Source organism: Serinicoccus marinus DSM 15273 (assembly GCF_008386315.1).
Classification (GTDB): domain Bacteria; phylum Actinomycetota; class Actinomycetes; order Actinomycetales; family Dermatophilaceae; genus Ornithinicoccus; species Ornithinicoccus marinus.
Window position 1 is genome coordinate 1,817,763 of the sequence record NZ_CP043808.1, and the last position, 14,818, is coordinate 1,832,580.

16 protein-coding genes are annotated in these 14,818 nt (G+C 74.6%); 2 read left to right on the plus strand and 14 right to left on the minus strand.

Annotation, left to right across the window (positions count from 1 at the left end):
* Positions 1-28: 28 nt before the first annotated feature.
* The 9 genes from FU792_RS08525 to FU792_RS08565 are packed head-to-tail and all read right to left on the minus strand — an operon-like array spanning position 29 to position 8,503.
* Complete coding sequence (locus tag FU792_RS08525; protein ID WP_052327737.1) at positions 29-760, minus strand: DsbA family protein; 732 nt, start codon at positions 758-760, stop codon at positions 29-31.
* 1 nt (position 761) lies between these two features.
* Entirely contained in the window at positions 762-1,268 is a 507-nt protein-coding gene (locus FU792_RS08530) for a MauE/DoxX family redox-associated membrane protein (RefSeq protein ID WP_237739986.1), read from the minus strand.
* A complete protein-coding gene (trpA, locus tag FU792_RS08535) occupies positions 1,265-2,050 on the minus strand; it encodes a tryptophan synthase subunit alpha (RefSeq protein WP_022924077.1) in 786 nt (261 codons plus the stop codon). The genes FU792_RS08530 and trpA overlap by 4 nt, the downstream gene beginning before the upstream one ends.
* Positions 2,047-3,312, minus strand: a complete 1,266-nt coding sequence (gene trpB, locus FU792_RS08540; protein WP_022924078.1) for a tryptophan synthase subunit beta — start codon at positions 3,310-3,312, stop codon at positions 2,047-2,049. Before trpB ends, trpA begins: the two co-directional genes overlap by 4 nt.
* Positions 3,309-4,142 (minus strand): indole-3-glycerol phosphate synthase TrpC, encoded by an 834-nt coding sequence (gene trpC / locus FU792_RS08545; protein WP_033418583.1) that lies wholly within the window; start codon positions 4,140-4,142, stop codon positions 3,309-3,311. The genes trpB and trpC overlap by 4 nt, the downstream gene beginning before the upstream one ends.
* A gap of 52 nt (positions 4,143-4,194) precedes the next feature.
* Positions 4,195-4,407 carry an HGxxPAAW family protein gene (locus tag FU792_RS08550; RefSeq protein WP_022924080.1) on the minus strand — a complete coding sequence of 71 codons (213 nt, stop codon included), beginning with the start codon at positions 4,405-4,407 and terminating at the stop codon, positions 4,195-4,197.
* A 12-nt stretch (positions 4,408-4,419) separates the two neighbouring features.
* A complete protein-coding gene (locus FU792_RS08555) occupies positions 4,420-4,842 on the minus strand; it encodes a hypothetical protein (protein ID WP_157609181.1) in 423 nt (140 codons plus the stop codon).
* An 11-nt stretch (positions 4,843-4,853) separates the two neighbouring features.
* Positions 4,854-6,671, minus strand: a complete 1,818-nt coding sequence (locus FU792_RS08560) for an ABC transporter ATP-binding protein (protein ID WP_022924082.1) — start codon at positions 6,669-6,671, stop codon at positions 4,854-4,856.
* Positions 6,668-8,503, minus strand: coding sequence for an ABC transporter ATP-binding protein (locus FU792_RS08565; RefSeq protein WP_022924083.1), 1,836 nt, complete (start codon positions 8,501-8,503; stop codon positions 6,668-6,670). The genes FU792_RS08560 and FU792_RS08565 overlap by 4 nt, the downstream gene beginning before the upstream one ends.
* A 96-nt stretch (positions 8,504-8,599) precedes the next feature.
* Here FU792_RS08565 and FU792_RS08570 point away from each other — a divergent pair, with 96 nt between their 5' ends.
* Together FU792_RS08570 and FU792_RS08575 are read left to right on the plus strand one after the other, a co-directional pair.
* Positions 8,600-9,247 carry a TIGR03085 family metal-binding protein gene (locus FU792_RS08570; RefSeq protein WP_028130842.1) on the plus strand — a complete coding sequence of 216 codons (648 nt, stop codon included), beginning with the start codon at positions 8,600-8,602 and terminating at the stop codon, positions 9,245-9,247.
* Positions 9,248-9,288: 41 nt separating this feature from the next.
* Complete coding sequence (locus tag FU792_RS08575) at positions 9,289-10,446, plus strand: FUSC family protein (RefSeq protein WP_022924084.1); 1,158 nt, start codon at positions 9,289-9,291, stop codon at positions 10,444-10,446.
* Between the two features lies 1 nt (position 10,447).
* Here the strand turns inward: FU792_RS08575 and FU792_RS08580 are convergent, their stop codons facing one another.
* From FU792_RS08580 to fmt, 5 genes are read right to left on the minus strand one after another with little or no spacing between them, the layout of a single operon-like run.
* On the minus strand, positions 10,448-10,897 hold the full coding sequence (locus tag FU792_RS08580) for a PH domain-containing protein (protein ID WP_022924085.1): 450 nt from the start codon (positions 10,895-10,897) through the stop codon (positions 10,448-10,450).
* Positions 10,894-11,619, minus strand: coding sequence for a nicotinamide riboside transporter PnuC (pnuC, locus tag FU792_RS08585; RefSeq protein ID WP_022924086.1), 726 nt, complete (start codon positions 11,617-11,619; stop codon positions 10,894-10,896). The genes FU792_RS08580 and pnuC overlap by 4 nt, the downstream gene beginning before the upstream one ends.
* 2 nt (positions 11,620-11,621) lie before the next feature.
* Positions 11,622-12,314 (minus strand): ribulose-phosphate 3-epimerase, encoded by a 693-nt coding sequence (gene rpe / locus FU792_RS08590; RefSeq protein WP_022924087.1) that lies wholly within the window; start codon positions 12,312-12,314, stop codon positions 11,622-11,624.
* 4 nt (positions 12,315-12,318) lie between these two features.
* Complete coding sequence (locus tag FU792_RS08595; RefSeq protein ID WP_022924088.1) at positions 12,319-13,884, minus strand: RsmB/NOP family class I SAM-dependent RNA methyltransferase; 1,566 nt, start codon at positions 13,882-13,884, stop codon at positions 12,319-12,321.
* Positions 13,877-14,815 (minus strand): methionyl-tRNA formyltransferase, encoded by a 939-nt coding sequence (fmt, locus tag FU792_RS08600; protein WP_022924089.1) that lies wholly within the window; start codon positions 14,813-14,815, stop codon positions 13,877-13,879. The genes FU792_RS08595 and fmt overlap by 8 nt, the downstream gene beginning before the upstream one ends.
* Positions 14,816-14,818: the final 3 nt, after the last annotated feature.

Below are 14,818 nucleotides of genomic sequence, written 5' to 3' on the forward strand. Positions count from 1 at the left end.
CCACTTCCCCGCATCGCCTGCCGCGACGTCAGGAGCCGTCGGCGAGCAGCTCCGCCAGGTCCGTGGAGCCCTCCATCAGACCCTGCAGCCGGGTGTCCTCCACCTGCTCGCCGTCGACGAGCAGCCGCGGGGTCCCGGTGATGCCGTCCCGGTTGGACCGCTCCTGCATGTCGGCCACGTAGTCGTCGTAGGTGCCGTCCTGGACGCACGCGGTGAACGAGCTCAGGGACTCCCCGGTGAGTCCGGCCGCCTCCCCGAACCCCAGGAGCTCCTCGTCGGTCCATCCCGCGCCCTCCTGCGCGGGCTGACCGGCGAAGGCCGCGGCGTGGTAGGGCAGGAAGGCCCCCTCGTCGTCGGCGCACAGAGCTGCTCCGGCGGCGCGACGGGAGGAGTCGTTGCCCAGGGTGCCGTCGAGGAAGGACATCATCGTCACCGTCAGCGTGATCTCCCCCGCCTCGGCCCGGGCGGCCAGGTCGTCACCCACCGCCTCCTCCAGCACGCCGCACCACGGGCACTGGAAGTCCTCGTACAGCTGCACCTGCGGCACGTCGTCCGAGACGGGCGCACCGACCTGTATGCCGCCGCCCTCCGGCAGCGCATTGGCGCTGCCGGTCGCCTCCAGACCCCCCTGCCGGGTGACGGCCCACAGCACCAGCCCGCCCACGAGCGCGACGACGAGCAGCACGACCGCGCCGATGAGGACCGGCGAGGGACCGGCGGAGGAGACCTGCTTGACCTCGGGTGCGGGGGGACGGGGCATGTCAGTCGCCTTTCCGGAGGAGGGTGTCGAGGGAGGCCGGGGAGCGGGGCCGGACGACGAGCCAGCCCGCCATCGCCAGGAACCCCACGTCGCGGAGCATCTCGGTGAGGTAGCGGGTGTCGTCGGGCGCCACCGGCCCGCCCGACCCGAAGCATCCGCAGTCGATGCTGAGGCCACGGGCCCAGGCCGAGGCGATACCGGCGACGAAGACGAGCATGAGCACGGCGGTGCCGAGCGCGGCGGCGCGGGTGAGCAGGCCGACCAGGAGCAGCAGGGCCAGCGCCAGCTCCACGACCGGCAGCAGCACCCCGACCGCGCGGGCCACGTCGTAGGGGAAGAGCTCGTAGGCCACGACGTTCTGCACCGAGCCGGTGAGGTCGCTGATCTTGGTCCAGCCGGCATAGCCCAGGACGGCGGCCAGCCCGAGGCGCAGCAGCAGCCCCACCACATCCAGCGCTGGCGACCGCGGACCCTGCACCGAGGTGCGCTCCTCCTGCACCGCGGTCACGCCCGGCGCACCCCGGCGGCCAGCTCGTCGGTCAGCTCGGCCAGGCGGCCCAGCGAGGTGTCCTCCCCGAGCGCGCGGACCAGGGCGGAGCCCACGATCACGCCGTCGGCGAAGCCGGCCACCTCGGCGGCCTGCTCGCCCGTGCTCACGCCGAGACCGACGCACAGCGGCAGGTCGGTGACCTCACGGGTCCGGGCGACCAGCGACTGCGCGGCGTCGCCGACGCTGGCCCGCACGCCCGTGACCCCCATCGTGGAGGCGACGTAGACGAACCCGCGGCAGGCCTGCGTCGTCGAGCGCAACCGCTGCGGCGTCGAGCTGGGAGCGACGAGGAAGACCGGCGCGAGCCCGTGCGCGTCCGCGGCGGTCAGCCAGTCCTGCGCCTCGTCGGGGATGAGGTCCGGGGTGATGAGGCCGGCGCCGCCGGCGGCGGCCAGGTCTGCGGCGAACCGCTCGACGCCGTAGCGCAGGACCGGGTTCCAGTACGTCATGACCACGGGGACGGCCCCGGCCGCGCGGGCCGCGGCGACGACCTCGAAGACGTGGCTGAGCCGGAACCCCGCCCTCAGGGCCGTGCTGGCGGCCCGCTCGACGACCGGACCGTCCATGAGCGGGTCGGTGTAGGGGACACCCACCTCGACGACGTCGCAGCCGTGCTCGGCGAGCGTGCGGACCGCCTCCAGCGAGGTGGGCAGGTCCGGGTATCCCGCGGGCAGGTACCCCACGAGGGCGGCCCGACCTTCAGCCCGGGACCGGGCGAAGACGTCGTCCAGGGTGCTCACGACACGGTCTCCTGGGCACCGGGGCCCGTCTCGCCGTCGACGTGCGCCTCGCCGTCGTCGTCCACGAGCCCGAACCACCGGGCGGCGGTGTCGACGTCCTTGTCCCCGCGCCCCGAGAGGTTGACCAGCACCGTCGTACCGGGACCGAGCTCCGGGCCGATCTTCAGGACGCCGGCCAGGGCGTGCGCGCTCTCGATGGCCGGGATGATCCCCTCGGTGCGGCACAGCAGCGAGAAGGCGTCCATCGCCTCCCGGTCGGTCACCGGCGCGTAGCTGGCCCGTCCGCTGTCGTGCAGGAAGGCGTGCTCGGGGCCGACCGAGGGATAGTCCAGCCCGGCCGAGACGGAGTGGGTCTCGCGGGTCTGACCATCCTCGTCCTGCAGCACGTAGGTCGCGGCGCCGTGCAGCACCCCCGGCTCACCGCCGGAGAAACGCGCGGCGTGCCGGCCGCTCTCGACGCCTTCTCCCCCGGCCTCGAAACCCCACAGCGCGACCGAGGGGTCGTCCCGGAAGGCGTGGAAGATACCCATGGCGTTGGAGCCGCCCCCGACGCAGGCGCAGACCGCGTCGGGCAGCCCGCCGACGGCCTCGTCGACCTGCTTGCGGGCCTCCTCGCCGATCACCGCGTGGAAGTCGCGGACCATGGTCGGGAACGGGTGGGGGCCGGTCACCGTGCCGAGCAGGTAGTGCGTGTGGTCGACGTTGGTCACCCAGTCCCGCATCGCCTCGTTGATGGCGTCCTTGAGCGTGGCGCTCCCGGTGGGGACGGCGACGACCTCGGCGCCGAGCAGCCGCATCCGGGCGACGTTGAGGGCCTGGCGCTCGGTGTCGACCCGGCCCATGTAGACCGTGCACTCCAGCCCCATGAGCGCGGCCGCGGTGGCGGTGGCGACGCCGTGCTGCCCGGCCCCGGTCTCGGCGATCACCCGGCGCTTGCCCATGCGGACCGCCAGCAGCGCCTGGCCGAGCACGTTGTTGATCTTGTGCGACCCGGTGTGGTTGAGGTCCTCGCGCTTGAGCAGGACGCGAGGGCCGCCGGCGTGCTCGGCGAAGCGGGGCACCTCGGTCAGCGGGCTGGGCCGCCCGGTGTAGTCGCGCTGCAGGCGGTCGAGCTCGGAGCGGAAGTCCGGGTCGGCCATCGCCGTGAGGCGGGCCTCGTCCAGCTCCTCGAGCGCGGCCACCAGCGCCTCGGGCACGTAGCGTCCGCCGAACTCGCCGAAGCGCTCGGCCGCGGTCACCTTGTCGCTCGTCGGGCTGCTCATCGGGTATGCCCCGCCCGAGTGGCGGTCGCGTGCACGGCCGGGTGCGCCCCCACGGCGACCATCTCCCGGACGGCCTCCTGCGGCGAGCCGGAGGTGACCAGCGCCTCCCCGACGAGCACCGCCTGGGCGCCGGCCTCGGCGAAGCTCATGACGTCGAGCGGGCCGCGCACCCCGGACTCGGCCACGGCCACGCAGCCGGCCGGGACGTGCGGCGCCAACCGGGCGAAGGTCCCACGGTCGACCTCGAGGGTCTTGAGGTCGCGGTTGTTGACGCCGACGATCCGCGCACCGGCGTCCAGCGCCCGGCTCAGCTCCTCCTCGTCGTGCACCTCGACGAGCGCGTGCATGCCGAGCGACTCGGTGCGCTCCAGCAGGCTCACGAGCACCTGCTGGTCCAGGGCGGCCACGATGAGCAGCACCAGGTCCGCACCGTGGGCGCGGGCCTCCCAGAGCTGGTAGGGGTCGACGATGAAGTCCTTGCGCAGCACGGGCACGTCGACCCGAGCGCGCACGGCGTCGAGATCGGCGAGCGAGCCACCGAACCGCCGCTCCTCGGTGAGGACGCTGATGACGCTGGCGCCCCCGGCCGCGTAGTCGGCGGCGAGCCCGGCCGGCTCGGCGATGGCCGCGAGCGCGCCCTTGGAGGGGCTGCTCCGCTTGACCTCGGCGATGACGTGGATCCGGTCCGTGCGGGACAGCGTGGCCCAGGCGTCCCTGGCCGGCTCCGCGGCCCGGGCGAGCTCCTGCACCGCCTCCATCGGGGCGGTGGCCCGCCGCCGGTCGAGGTCCTCGCGGACGCCGTCGACGATCTGCTCTAGCACGGAAGACACTCCCCCAGCGTAGAACGCGCCGCCGGGTGCGGTGACCACGAGGGGTGTCCGGTCAGCGGTGGGCGGCGTCGTGCTCCGGCTCGCCCATCCCGGCACGGTCCAGGAGGTACCACGCCAGGGCTCCGACGACGCCGAGCGCCAGACCGACGTAGAGCAGCCAGTCCGGGGACAGCACGACGCCCCAGACGGCGACCACGCTGCCGACGAGCATGATGGTCACGCCCACCCAGGCGGCGACGCTGTGACCGTGGCTGTCCTCGTGCATGTGGCGCTCTCCTCACTCGTCGGGCGACGGGCCGAGGGGTCCGTCGGGCGCCATTGTGCCAGCCCGTGCGCCCGGGAGGAGCACCAGCGCGCCCACCGCCGCGACGACGCCGGCGAGCAGGCAGACCCAGAACCATGCGGTGGCCCCGGCGGGCCGTGCCAGGCCGGTCGCGACCGCCGCACCTGCGGCGGCGAGCACCGTCAGCGCGCGGACGGCGCCACCGGCCCACCCGTTCGCCCGCGCCCCGGCGAGGGCGGCCACGGCCACGACGAGGAGCAGCGCCGTGACGAGGGGGGCGAGGTCGGTGCCCGTCCGGACCTCGTCCCAGGCGATGCCGGCCGCATCCACCCTGGTCCCGCTGGACCACGGCTGACCGGCAGCAAGCAGGGCCAGGCCCGTGGCGAGCAGGGTGACGGGCAGCACGGCGCGCCGCACCTCCGGCATCCTCAGACCGCCTGCTGCGCCGCCCAGGAGGCGTGCATCCTGGTGTAGACCCCGCCCCGGGCCACGAGGTCGCGGTGGTGACCGAGCTCGACGATCCGGCCGGCGTCCACGACCACGACGACGTCGGCCGCCTCCGCGGTCGACAGCCGGTGCGCGATGGCGACCGAGGTCCGACCGGTGGTCAACCCCTCGAGCGCCCGCTGCACCCGTACCTCGGTGGCAGGGTCGACCGCGCTGGTGGCCTCGTCGAGGACGAGCAGGTCGGGGTCGGCGAGGTAGGCGCGGGCGATGGCGACGAGCTGGCGCTCACCGGCCGACAGCGACTCGCCCCGCTGCCCCACCTGCGTCCGCAGGCCGTGCGGGAGACCCTCGACCCAGGCGTCCAGGCCGAGCTCGGTGACCGCGAGCCGCAGGTCGTCGTCGGAGGCCTCGGGGCGTCCGAAGCGGATGTTGTCGGCCAGGTCGGCATCGAAGAGGAACCCCTCCTGCGGGACCAGCACCACGCGCTGCCGCAGGCTGGCGAAGCTGATCTGCCGCAGGTCCACGCCGTCGAGGCGGACCACACCCTCGCTCGGGTCCATGAGCCGGGTGAGGAGCTTGGCCAGGGTGGTCTTGCCGGAGCCGGTCTGACCGACGACGGCCACCCGGGTGTGCGGCTCGATGCGCAGGTCGACCTCGCGCAGCACGCGCTCGCCACCGGGGTAGGCGAAGGAGACGTCCTCGAAGTCCACCGTGATGGGGCCGCGCTCGAGCACGACGCCCTCCTCGCCCGGGTCGGCGACGTCGGCCGGGGTGTCGATGACCCCGATGACCCGACGCCAGCCCGCGATGGCGTTCTGCATCTCATTGAGGATCTCCGTCGCCATGAGCACCGGCTGGGTGAAGAGGTTGACCAGGAAGAGGAAGCCGACGAGCTGCCCGAGCGTGAGCTGGCCGCGCGCCGCGAGGACGGTGCCGACGACGAGGACCACCGCCGTGGTGATGCCCGCGAAGGCCTGGCCCGAGACGAAGGCCATGACCGAGCGCACCTGGGCCCGGATGGCCGAGGACCGGTGCGCCTCGATCGCCTCGTCGATCCGGGCGGCGGTGCGGTCCTCGACGCCGTAGGCGCGGATCGTCGTGGCCCCGACGATCGACTCGCTGATCGAGCCGAGCAGGTCCCCCACCCGCTCCCGGACGGTCCCGTAGGAGCGCCCCAGGATCGGCTGGAAGCGGCGGACCAGGAAGACCAGCGGCACCAGGCAGAGGTAGACCACGCCGGCCAGGAGCGGGCTGTAGGCGACCATGAGGATGGTGGCCAGCACGATCTGGGCCGTGCTCACGAGCAGCATCAGCCCGCCGAACTGCACGAACATCGAGATCGTGTCGACGTCGCTGGTGACCCGGGACACGAGCGCACCGCGCCGCTCGGTGCTCTGGGTGAGCACGGACAGGTCGTGGATGTGCCGGAAGGCGCGGAGCCGTAGCGTCGCGAGACCGGACTCGGCCGCGGTGAACAACCGGACGTTGACGGCATACTGCGCCAGCGAGGTGAGCGCGACGACCCCGGCGGCGAGGGCGATCGCGCGGACGACGAAGTCCAAATCCGGACCGCCCGGCGCGTTGATCCCGTTGTCCGTGGTCTGCTGCACGACGAACGGGATGACCACCCGGCCGACGGTCGCGACCACCGCGAGGACCAGCGTCAGCGTCAGCCCGGTCCGCAGCTCCGGCGACAGCTCGAGCCCGCGCCGCAGCGTGGCCAGCGTCCCGAGCTGCGACCGGCCGTCGATCCGGCTGGAGACCGGCTCCTCCTGCTCGCGCTCTGCTGCCTCGCTCACGGGGTCACCTCCTCCTGCCGCGTCACCGCGGCACGCTCGGCGGCCTCGCGGGAGTAGGCCTGGACGAGGTCGACGTAGCCGCGGCAGCGTGAGAGAAGCTCGTCGTGCGAGCCCTGGTCGACCACCCGGCCGTGCTCGAGGTAGACGACCTCGTCGGCCAGCAGGATGGTCGCCATGCGGTAGGCCACGACGAGCGCGGTCATCCCGCCACGGGCCTCCCGCAGCCCGGCGAGGATGGCCTGCTCCACCGACGGGTCCACGGCGCTGGTGGCGTCGTCGAGGACGAGCAGCCGCGGCCGGCGCCAGATCGCGCGGGCGAGCGCGATGCGCTGCCGCTGCCCGCCGGAGAGGGTCCCGCCGCGCTCCCCGATGACGGTGTCCAGCCCGTCGGGGAGGGAGCGCACGAAGTCGTCGGCCTGGGCGATCCGCAGGGACTCCCAGACCGAGGCGTCGTCGGCGTCCTCACCCAGCGTGATGTTGCCGCGCACCGAGTCGTCGAACATGAAGGTCTGCTGCGCGACGAGCGCGGCGCTGGCGGGCAGCTCGCCGTGCGCCAGCTCGCGGGCCTCGACCCCGTCGAGGCGGACCGAGCCCGCGTCGGCGTCCACCAGGCGCAGCGCGAGGTTGGCCAGGGTGCTCTTGCCCGCGCCGGTGGGCCCCACCAGCGCCACCGTGCTGCCGCGGGGGACGGCCAGCGTCACGCCGCGGATCGTCGCCTGCTCCTCCCCGGCGTGGGAGTAGGTCACCCCGGCGAGTGCGGACTCCGCGGGGGCGCCGCCCCGAAGGGTCGCGGTGCCGTAGGGCATACCCCCGCGGGCCTGCAGCACGTGCTGCACCCGGTCGTGGCCGACCACCGAGCGCGGGATCTCGGCGAGCACCCACCCCAGCGCACGCACCGGGAAGGCCAGGATGGAGAAGAGGTAGGCCATCTGGACGACGTCGGCGGCGTCGAGCGCGCCACGGGAGACCTGCCAGGTGCCGACGCCCAGCACCGCCAAGGTGCCGAGGGTCGGGATGGCCTCGATCACGGGCTCGAAGACGCCGCGGGTGCGACCGACCAGGATGAGGGCATCGCGCAGCTCGTGCGCCTTGGCGCGGAACCGCCCGGTCTCCTGGTCCTCCCGCCCCATCGCCTTGACGACCAGACCGGCCTCGAAGGACTCGTGCGCCACCTCCGCGACCTCGGCGCGCAGCTGCTGCGCGTGGGTGATCCGCGGCGACATGACCCGTTGGAAGACGAGGTTGGCGGCGAACAGACCGGGGAAGACCAGGAGCCCCAGGACGGCCAGCAGCGGGTCGACCAGCACCATCATGGTGCCGGCGATGACGAGCATGAACACGACACCGATCGCCATGGGCAGCGGGTTGAAGACCTGCCACGTCGCCTCGACGTCGGCGTGCGCGTTGGAGAGCAGCTGGCCCGAGGGGTGGGCGTGGTGCCACGACAGCGGGAGCCGGAGGTACTGCCGGGTCACCCGACGCCGGTAGTCAGCCTGGAGGTTGAACCCCGCCATGGTCGCCCAGACGCGACGCAGGATCACGCCCGCGACATTGACGACCAGCACGGCGAGCAGGACCCCGAAGATGGTCCACAGGCCGGCCGCCTCGACCCGCTGGGCGCGCACCGAGGGCTCGACGACCTCGTCGGTCAGCCAGCCGATCGCCCACGCGGTAGCGACGGTGGCCCCGGCCCACAGCACCGCCCCGACGACCGCGACCGCCGTCGGGCCCCGCTGCCTGGCCATCCCGCCGCCGATGACCCGCAGCCCGCGGCGCAGCACCGCGCGGTCGGCGACGGGGCGGGGCACCGGTGCGGCGGCAGACGAGGGCATGGGGCAGGGGACCTCCGGTGACGAGGCGGGTGATGGTGGTTCCACCCATCCAACCACGCGGTCCTGACAGACCGTCGGCGTGGTTCGATGAGGGGTATGCGCCACTCCCCCGACCTGCTCCGCGATCTCGTCGCGCGCACCGCCACCGAGCTGGGACCGGACGCGCCGACGCTCTGCTCCCCCTGGACCGTACGTGACCTGCTCGCGCACCTCGTCGTCCGGGAGACGCGCCCGGACACGCTCCCGGGCATCGGTCTCCCGCTCCCACCGCTGCAGCGGCACACCGAGCGGGTGCAGGACGAGGTCGCCGCCCGGCCGTTCGCCGAGCTGGTCGACCAGGTGCGCAGCGGCCCGCCGCCGTGGTGGCCGACGCGGCTGCCCGTCCTGGACCGCGCGGTCAACGTGGCCGAGCTCGCGATCCACCACGAGGACCTGGCGCGGGCGCGACCCGGATGGGCCCCGACCGACCTGCCGGACCCGGTGCCTGCCCAGCTGTGGGGCACCGTCCGCACGGCCGGGCGCCTGCTCTACCGCGACGCACCCTGCGGCGTCGTCGTGGTCGCACCGGGCCACGGCCGCGCCGCCGTGCGTCGGCCGCCGGCGGGCCGCGGCAGCGTCGTGCTGACCGGTGCCCCGCTGGAGCTGCTGCTCCACGCCTTCGGCCGGGACCAGGTGGCGCGGGTGGAGGCGGCGGGCGAGGACCGCGACGTCCAGGCGCTGTCCTCCCACCGGCGCGGCGCCTGAGCCCTGCGCCGCGGGAGGAGTCGGTAGGACACACTGAGGGCATGAGCAGCGCCCGTGAGCACGCCCGGGCCGCCGGACACGTGGTCCTCGACCCGCTGCGCGAGGAGATCACCCCCGGCGCGGCACGGACCAGGGTGCTGCGGCTGCGCTCCCGGGCCTGGCTGATCCTGCAGGCGGCGACCGGTGCGGTCCTGGCGTGGTTCGTCGCCCACGACCTGCTCGGCCACGCGCTGCCCTTCTTCGCCCCGATCACCGCGATGGTCTGTCTTGGACTGACCTACGGCGACCGGCTCCGACGCATCGTCGAGCTGACCATCGGGGTGGCCATCGGCGTGGGCATCGGCGACCTCTTCGTCCACGTCTTCGGCACCGGGCTGTGGCAGATCTTCGCGGTCTGCGTCGTCGCGATGTCGCTCGCCGTCCTGGCCGGGGCCGGGCAGCTGCTCATGATGCAGGCCGGGATCCAGGGCGTCATCATCACCACCCTGGTCGCCGGGGACGGACAGGCCTTCAACCGCTGGCTGGACGCCGCGGTCGGCGGCGGGGTGGCGCTGCTCATCGCCATGCTGGCGCCGATGCGATCGACCACGAAGCGGCCGCGGGAGCGGATCATCGCCCTCGTGGGTCACCTCGCCGAGGTGCTCACCGACACCGCGCAGAGCCTGCGCAACCGGGACGTGGGCCGGGCCACCCGGGCGCTGCAGACCGCCCGGGGCCTGTCCGCCGAGCTGGAGGCGCTCCAGGACACCACCGCCGAGGCCGCGGCTGCCGCGCGCCTGGCTCCGCTGCTGTCCGGGGTGCACAAGGCGGAGGTCCAGGAGATCAAGGTGCTGCTGCAACCGCTCGACCTCGCGATCCGCAACATCCGGGTGCTCGCCCGACGCGCCGAGGCGGCGGTCGGGGCCGGGGAGTTCGTGCCGGACTCCTACACCGACATGGTCGAGGGGCTGGCCGAGGCGGCCGCCGTCCTGCAGGAGAAGCTGGAGCACCGGGAGCCGCTGGGCGGCGCGCAGGAGGACCTGGTGCACCTCGCCCGGCAGTCCACCTGGGGGCACTCCCGCGCCGGCCTGTCCGCCGAGGTGCTCCGCGCCCAGGTGCGCTCCACCGTCGTGGACCTGCTGGTGCTCTCCGGCATGACGACCGCCGAGGCGCGGCGCCGGGTGCCGCCGACCCGTGACGAGATCGACCCCGTGGAGTAGCTCAGCGCTGGTGGTGCTCGACCAGGGCCGCCAGCCGGGAGGCCTCACGCTTCGCCCGCTCGCCGTCCGCGCGCTGGATCGCCATGACGGCCAGCTCCTCGGTGTCGTTCAGCTCGAGCACCACCCAGGGCGCGCCGGGCGTGAAGGTCACCGAGGCGACCTGCGACCACTCCAGCTCGCGCCGCAGCACGAGGTTGACGACCACGAGCCCGGCGGCGGAGGGGATCGCGCGGATGAGGGCATACCGCCAGAGGAAGGCCCCCATGGCGAGGCCCAAGCCGGCGATGAAGATCCGGTTGAGCAGCGCCATCGTCGGGCTGGCACCGGCGTAGGTGGGACCGAGGACCGCCACGAGCCCGAAGATCAGCACCGAGGCGAGCCCCGCGACCCGAGCCACCCGCGCGCCGGTCACCGGGCGGAACGGCGCGTAGGGGTCGGTCGCCCCGCTCACGACCGCGCCCTGGTGTCACCCGCGGCCGGGCCGGCCCCGGTCACCGCGCCCTGCGGCGCCTCGTCCCGCGCGGCCCGGGACCACACGACGAAGCCCCACAGCACGAGCGCGCCGTAGACGGCATACATCACCGCGGAGGGGTAGTAGCCCGAGTGCCACAGCAGCGGCACCCCGACGAGGTCCACGGCGATCCACACCAGCCAGAAGTCCACCCAGCCGCGGGCCATGGCGTAGGTCGCCAGCATCGACCCCACGAAGATCCAGGCGTCGGTCCAGTAGTACCAGCGCGGTGCCGGCCAGCCCGCGCCCACCTGCGCGAAGACCCACTGGGCCAGCACGACGAGGAGTGCGGCGGCGAGCAGGTATGCCGTGCGCTCGCGCAGCGTCGCCCAGCGGGGGGTGATCGCCGGCTCACCCTTGGCGCGGGTGCGGCGGGAGGCCTGCCAGCGCCACCAGCCGTAGACGCTGGTCGCGATGAAGAAGACCTGCCGGGCGGCCTGCCCGAAGAGGCTGTGCTCCTGCGGGTTCGCGAACCACACCCCCATGAAGACGGTGAAGAGCAGCAGGTTGCCGACGATGCCGACCGGCCAGGCCCAGACGGTCCGTCGCATGCCGAGCAGCGCCGAGGCGAAGCCGAAGCCGTTGCCGACGACCTCGCGCCAGGCGACGCTGTGGCCCAGGACGGAGACCTCGGCGTAGAACAGGTCACCCCAGACGTCCACGCTCAGACCTCGGGCGAGGAGCTGAAGGAGGACGCTGCGGCGGCGCGGCGGAGGTCCGCGACGGCGCCGGCCACGTCGTCGGCGCCGTAGACCGCGGAGCCGGCGACGAAGACGTCGGCCCCGGCCTCGGCGCACCGGGCGATCGTGTCCTGCGCCACGCCCCCGTCCACCTGCACCCAGATGTCGCCACCGTGCCGACGCACCGCCTCCCGGACCTCGCGCACCTTGGCCAGCTGGTCGTCCATGAAGGACTGCCCGCCGAAGCCCGGCTCGACCGTCATGACGAGCACCATGTCGAGCTCGGGCAGCAGATCGGCATACGGGGCGAAGGGGGTGCCGGGCTTGAGCGCCATCGCCGAGCGCGCCCCCGCGGCCCGGATGGCCCGCGCGGTGCCGACCGGGTCCGCGGCCGCCTCGACGTGGAAGGTCACCGAGGAGGCACCTGCCTCGGCGTAGCCGGGCGCCCACCGGTCGGGGTCCTCGATCATGAGGTGGCAGTCCAGCGGGACCGGGCTGACCTGGGCCAGCGCCTCCACGACCGGTCGACCCAGGGTGAGGTTGGGCACGAAGTGGGCGTCCATGACGTCGACGTGCGCCCAGTCCGCGGTCTCGATGGCGCGGAGCTCTTCGGCCAGGTGGGCGAAGTCCGCGGCGAGGATGGAGGGGCTGATCTGCGGGTGCGCGGGCGGGGCCATGCGCTCAGTCTAGAGAGCGTGCCGCGCGGCGGAGCAGGGCCACGAACATCCCGTCCGTGCCGTGCCGGTGCGGCCACAGCTGGGCCCACGGGCCGTCCCCGGTGTCCGGCACGGGGGCTCCGGAGCGGTCGCGCAGCAGCGGCCGGACGTCCACCGGCTCGACGTCGGGCCGGCGCTTGAGCACGTCCTTGACGACCAGCTCGGTCTCGGCGAGGTGCGGCGAGCAGGTGGCGTAGGCCACGAGGCCCCCGGGCCGCACGGCGGTGAGCGCCGAGTCCAGCAGCGCGCGCTGCAGCGGACCGAGGGTGCCGAGGTCCTGGGGCGAGCGGCGCCACCGCGCCTCGGGGCGGCGGCGCAGCGCGCCCAGCCCGGTGCAGGGCGCGTCGACCAGGACGCGGTCGTAGGTGTCCGGCTCCTCGGCCCCCACGTCACGGCCGTCGCCGACGGTGACGTCGACCCGGGCCCCGGCGTGGACCGGGCCGACGAGGGTGTGCCGGAGGAGCTCGGCGCGGTGCTCGCTCACCTCGTTGGCCCGCAGCCGGGCCCCCTGCTGGGCCGCGAGCGCCGCCAGCAGCCCGGCCTTGCCTCCCGGTCCGGCGCACAGGTCCAGCCAGCGCTGCTCGCTGCCCTCGGCGAGCTCGGGCAGGGGCGCCTGCGCCAGGGCGATGGTGAGCAGCTGGGAGCCGGCGTCCTGCACCGCCGCGCGGCCCTCGCGGACCGCCGCCAGGGCTCCGGGGTCTCCCTGCGGCAGCTCCCACGCGGTCGGCGCGATGCCGGCGGGCCGGGCGCCGCCCGCCTCGAGCTCCTCCTCGGCCCCGAGACCGGGGCGGCCGACCAGCGTCAGCGGGCCCGGGGTGTTGTGGGCGGCCAGGAGCCGGGCGAGCTCGCCGGAGTCCGCGACGGAGTCCTCGGGGGCGGCGCCCCGGGCGGCCACCAGCGACGCGCGCAGCGCCCGGACGACCCACTCGGGGTGCGAGTGCTCCAGGGCGAGCCGGGCGAGCGGGTCCTCCAGACCCTCGACCAGGCTCGCAACCCAGGCGTCCCGGTCCTGGCTGCTCACCCGTCGCAGCACCGCGTTGACGAAGCCCCCCGCGCCCTGGCTCACCTGCTGTCGCGCCAGCCCCACGGTGGCGCTCACCGCGGCGTGGTCCGGCACCCGCATCCCCAGCAGCTGGTGGACGCCGAGGCGCAGGACGGTGCGGACCGGTCCGTCGATCTCCGCGACCGGGCGGCCCGCGGCCTGCGCGACGACGGCGTCGTAGAGCCCCCGCATCCGGAGGGTGCCGTAGGTCAGCTCGGTCGCGAAGGCGGCGTCGCGGCCGGTGAGCGAGGCCGAGCGCAGCGCCCTCGGGAGCACCAGGTTGGCGAAGGCCTCGTCGGTGTCCACCTGCCGCAGCACGCGGAAGGCGACCGTGCGGGCGGGGTCGGCCTCCCTGGTGCGCTGCGAGGGGGTCTGGGCCGACCGGCGTCGTGGCCCGCGCCGGCCGTCGCGGCCGCCCGTCCGGTCGCGGTTACCGCCGCCGGACCGACCCTGGCCTCCCCCACCACGGGCCGGGCGGTCCTCAGCCACCGAGCACCTCCCTGGGCCCGGGCCGCACGCCCCGGGCCCAGTCGGTCGCGGCCATCGCGCGCTTGCCCTGGGCCTGCACCTGCCCCAGCTGCACGGGGGTGCTGCCGGTGCCGACGAGAACCTGGTCCCTACCGACGTGTACCTCGCCGGGCGCGAGCCGCACCTCCTGCGGTCCCTGCTCCGCCGGCACGACCGGGCCGAGCTTGAGCCGCGCGCCCCGGAAGGTGGTCCAGGCGCCCGGTGCGGGTGTGCACGAGCGCACGAGCCGGTCCACCGCGTAGGCGGGGTGGTCCCAGACGACCCAGGCGTCCTCGACCGTGATCTTGGGCGCCAGGCTCACCCCGTCGGCGGGCTGCGGCTCGGGCGTCAGGGCCCCGGCCTCCAGCGCGTCGAGAGTGCTGACGAGCAGGTGGGCCCCGGCCTCGGCCAGCCGGTCGAGCAGGTCGCCGGAGGTGTCCCGCGGCCGCACGGTCTCGGTGAGCCGGGCGAGGACCGGCCCGGTGTCCATACCCTCCTCCAGCAGGAAGGTCACCGCACCGGTCACGTCGTCACCGGCACGCAGCGCGTGCTGCACCGGCGCCGCGCCACGGTAGGCCGGCAGGAGGGAGAAGTGGAGGTTGACCCACCCGTGCCTCGGGAGGGGCAGCAGGGCAGGTGGCACCAGCAGGCCGTAGGCGACCACCGGGCAGGCGTCGGGTGCCCAGTCTCGGAGCTGGTCCTGGGCCTCGGCGTCACGGAGCGAGGACGGGGTTGCGACGGGTATGCCTGCCTCGAGCGCGACCTCGCGGACCGGGGACGGGCGCAGCGAGCGGCCGCGGCCGGCCCGGGCATCCGGGCGGGTCAGCACCCCGACGACCTCGTGCTCCGAACGCAGCATGGCACGCAGACTCGGGACCGCCGCGTCGGGGGTCCCGGCGAAGACGAGACGCACGCG

Coding starts and splice junctions, on each gene's coding strand:
- FU792_RS08525 (WP_052327737.1), bottom strand. CDS start 760: ATGCCCCGTCCCCCCGCACCCGAGGTCAAGCAGGTCTCCTCCGCCGGT.
- trpB (WP_022924078.1), bottom strand. CDS start 3,312: ATGAGCAGCCCGACGAGCGACAAGGTGACCGCGGCCGAGCGCTTCGGC.
- FU792_RS08550 (WP_022924080.1), bottom strand. CDS start 4,407: ATGCACGAGGACAGCCACGGTCACAGCGTCGCCGCCTGGGTGGGCGTG.
- FU792_RS08565 (WP_022924083.1), bottom strand. CDS start 8,503: ATGCCCTCGTCTGCCGCCGCACCGGTGCCCCGCCCCGTCGCCGACCGC.
- FU792_RS08570 (WP_028130842.1), top strand. CDS start 8,600: ATGCGCCACTCCCCCGACCTGCTCCGCGATCTCGTCGCGCGCACCGCC.
- FU792_RS08575 (WP_022924084.1), top strand. CDS start 9,289: ATGAGCAGCGCCCGTGAGCACGCCCGGGCCGCCGGACACGTGGTCCTC.
- rpe (WP_022924087.1), bottom strand. CDS start 12,314: ATGGCCCCGCCCGCGCACCCGCAGATCAGCCCCTCCATCCTCGCCGCG.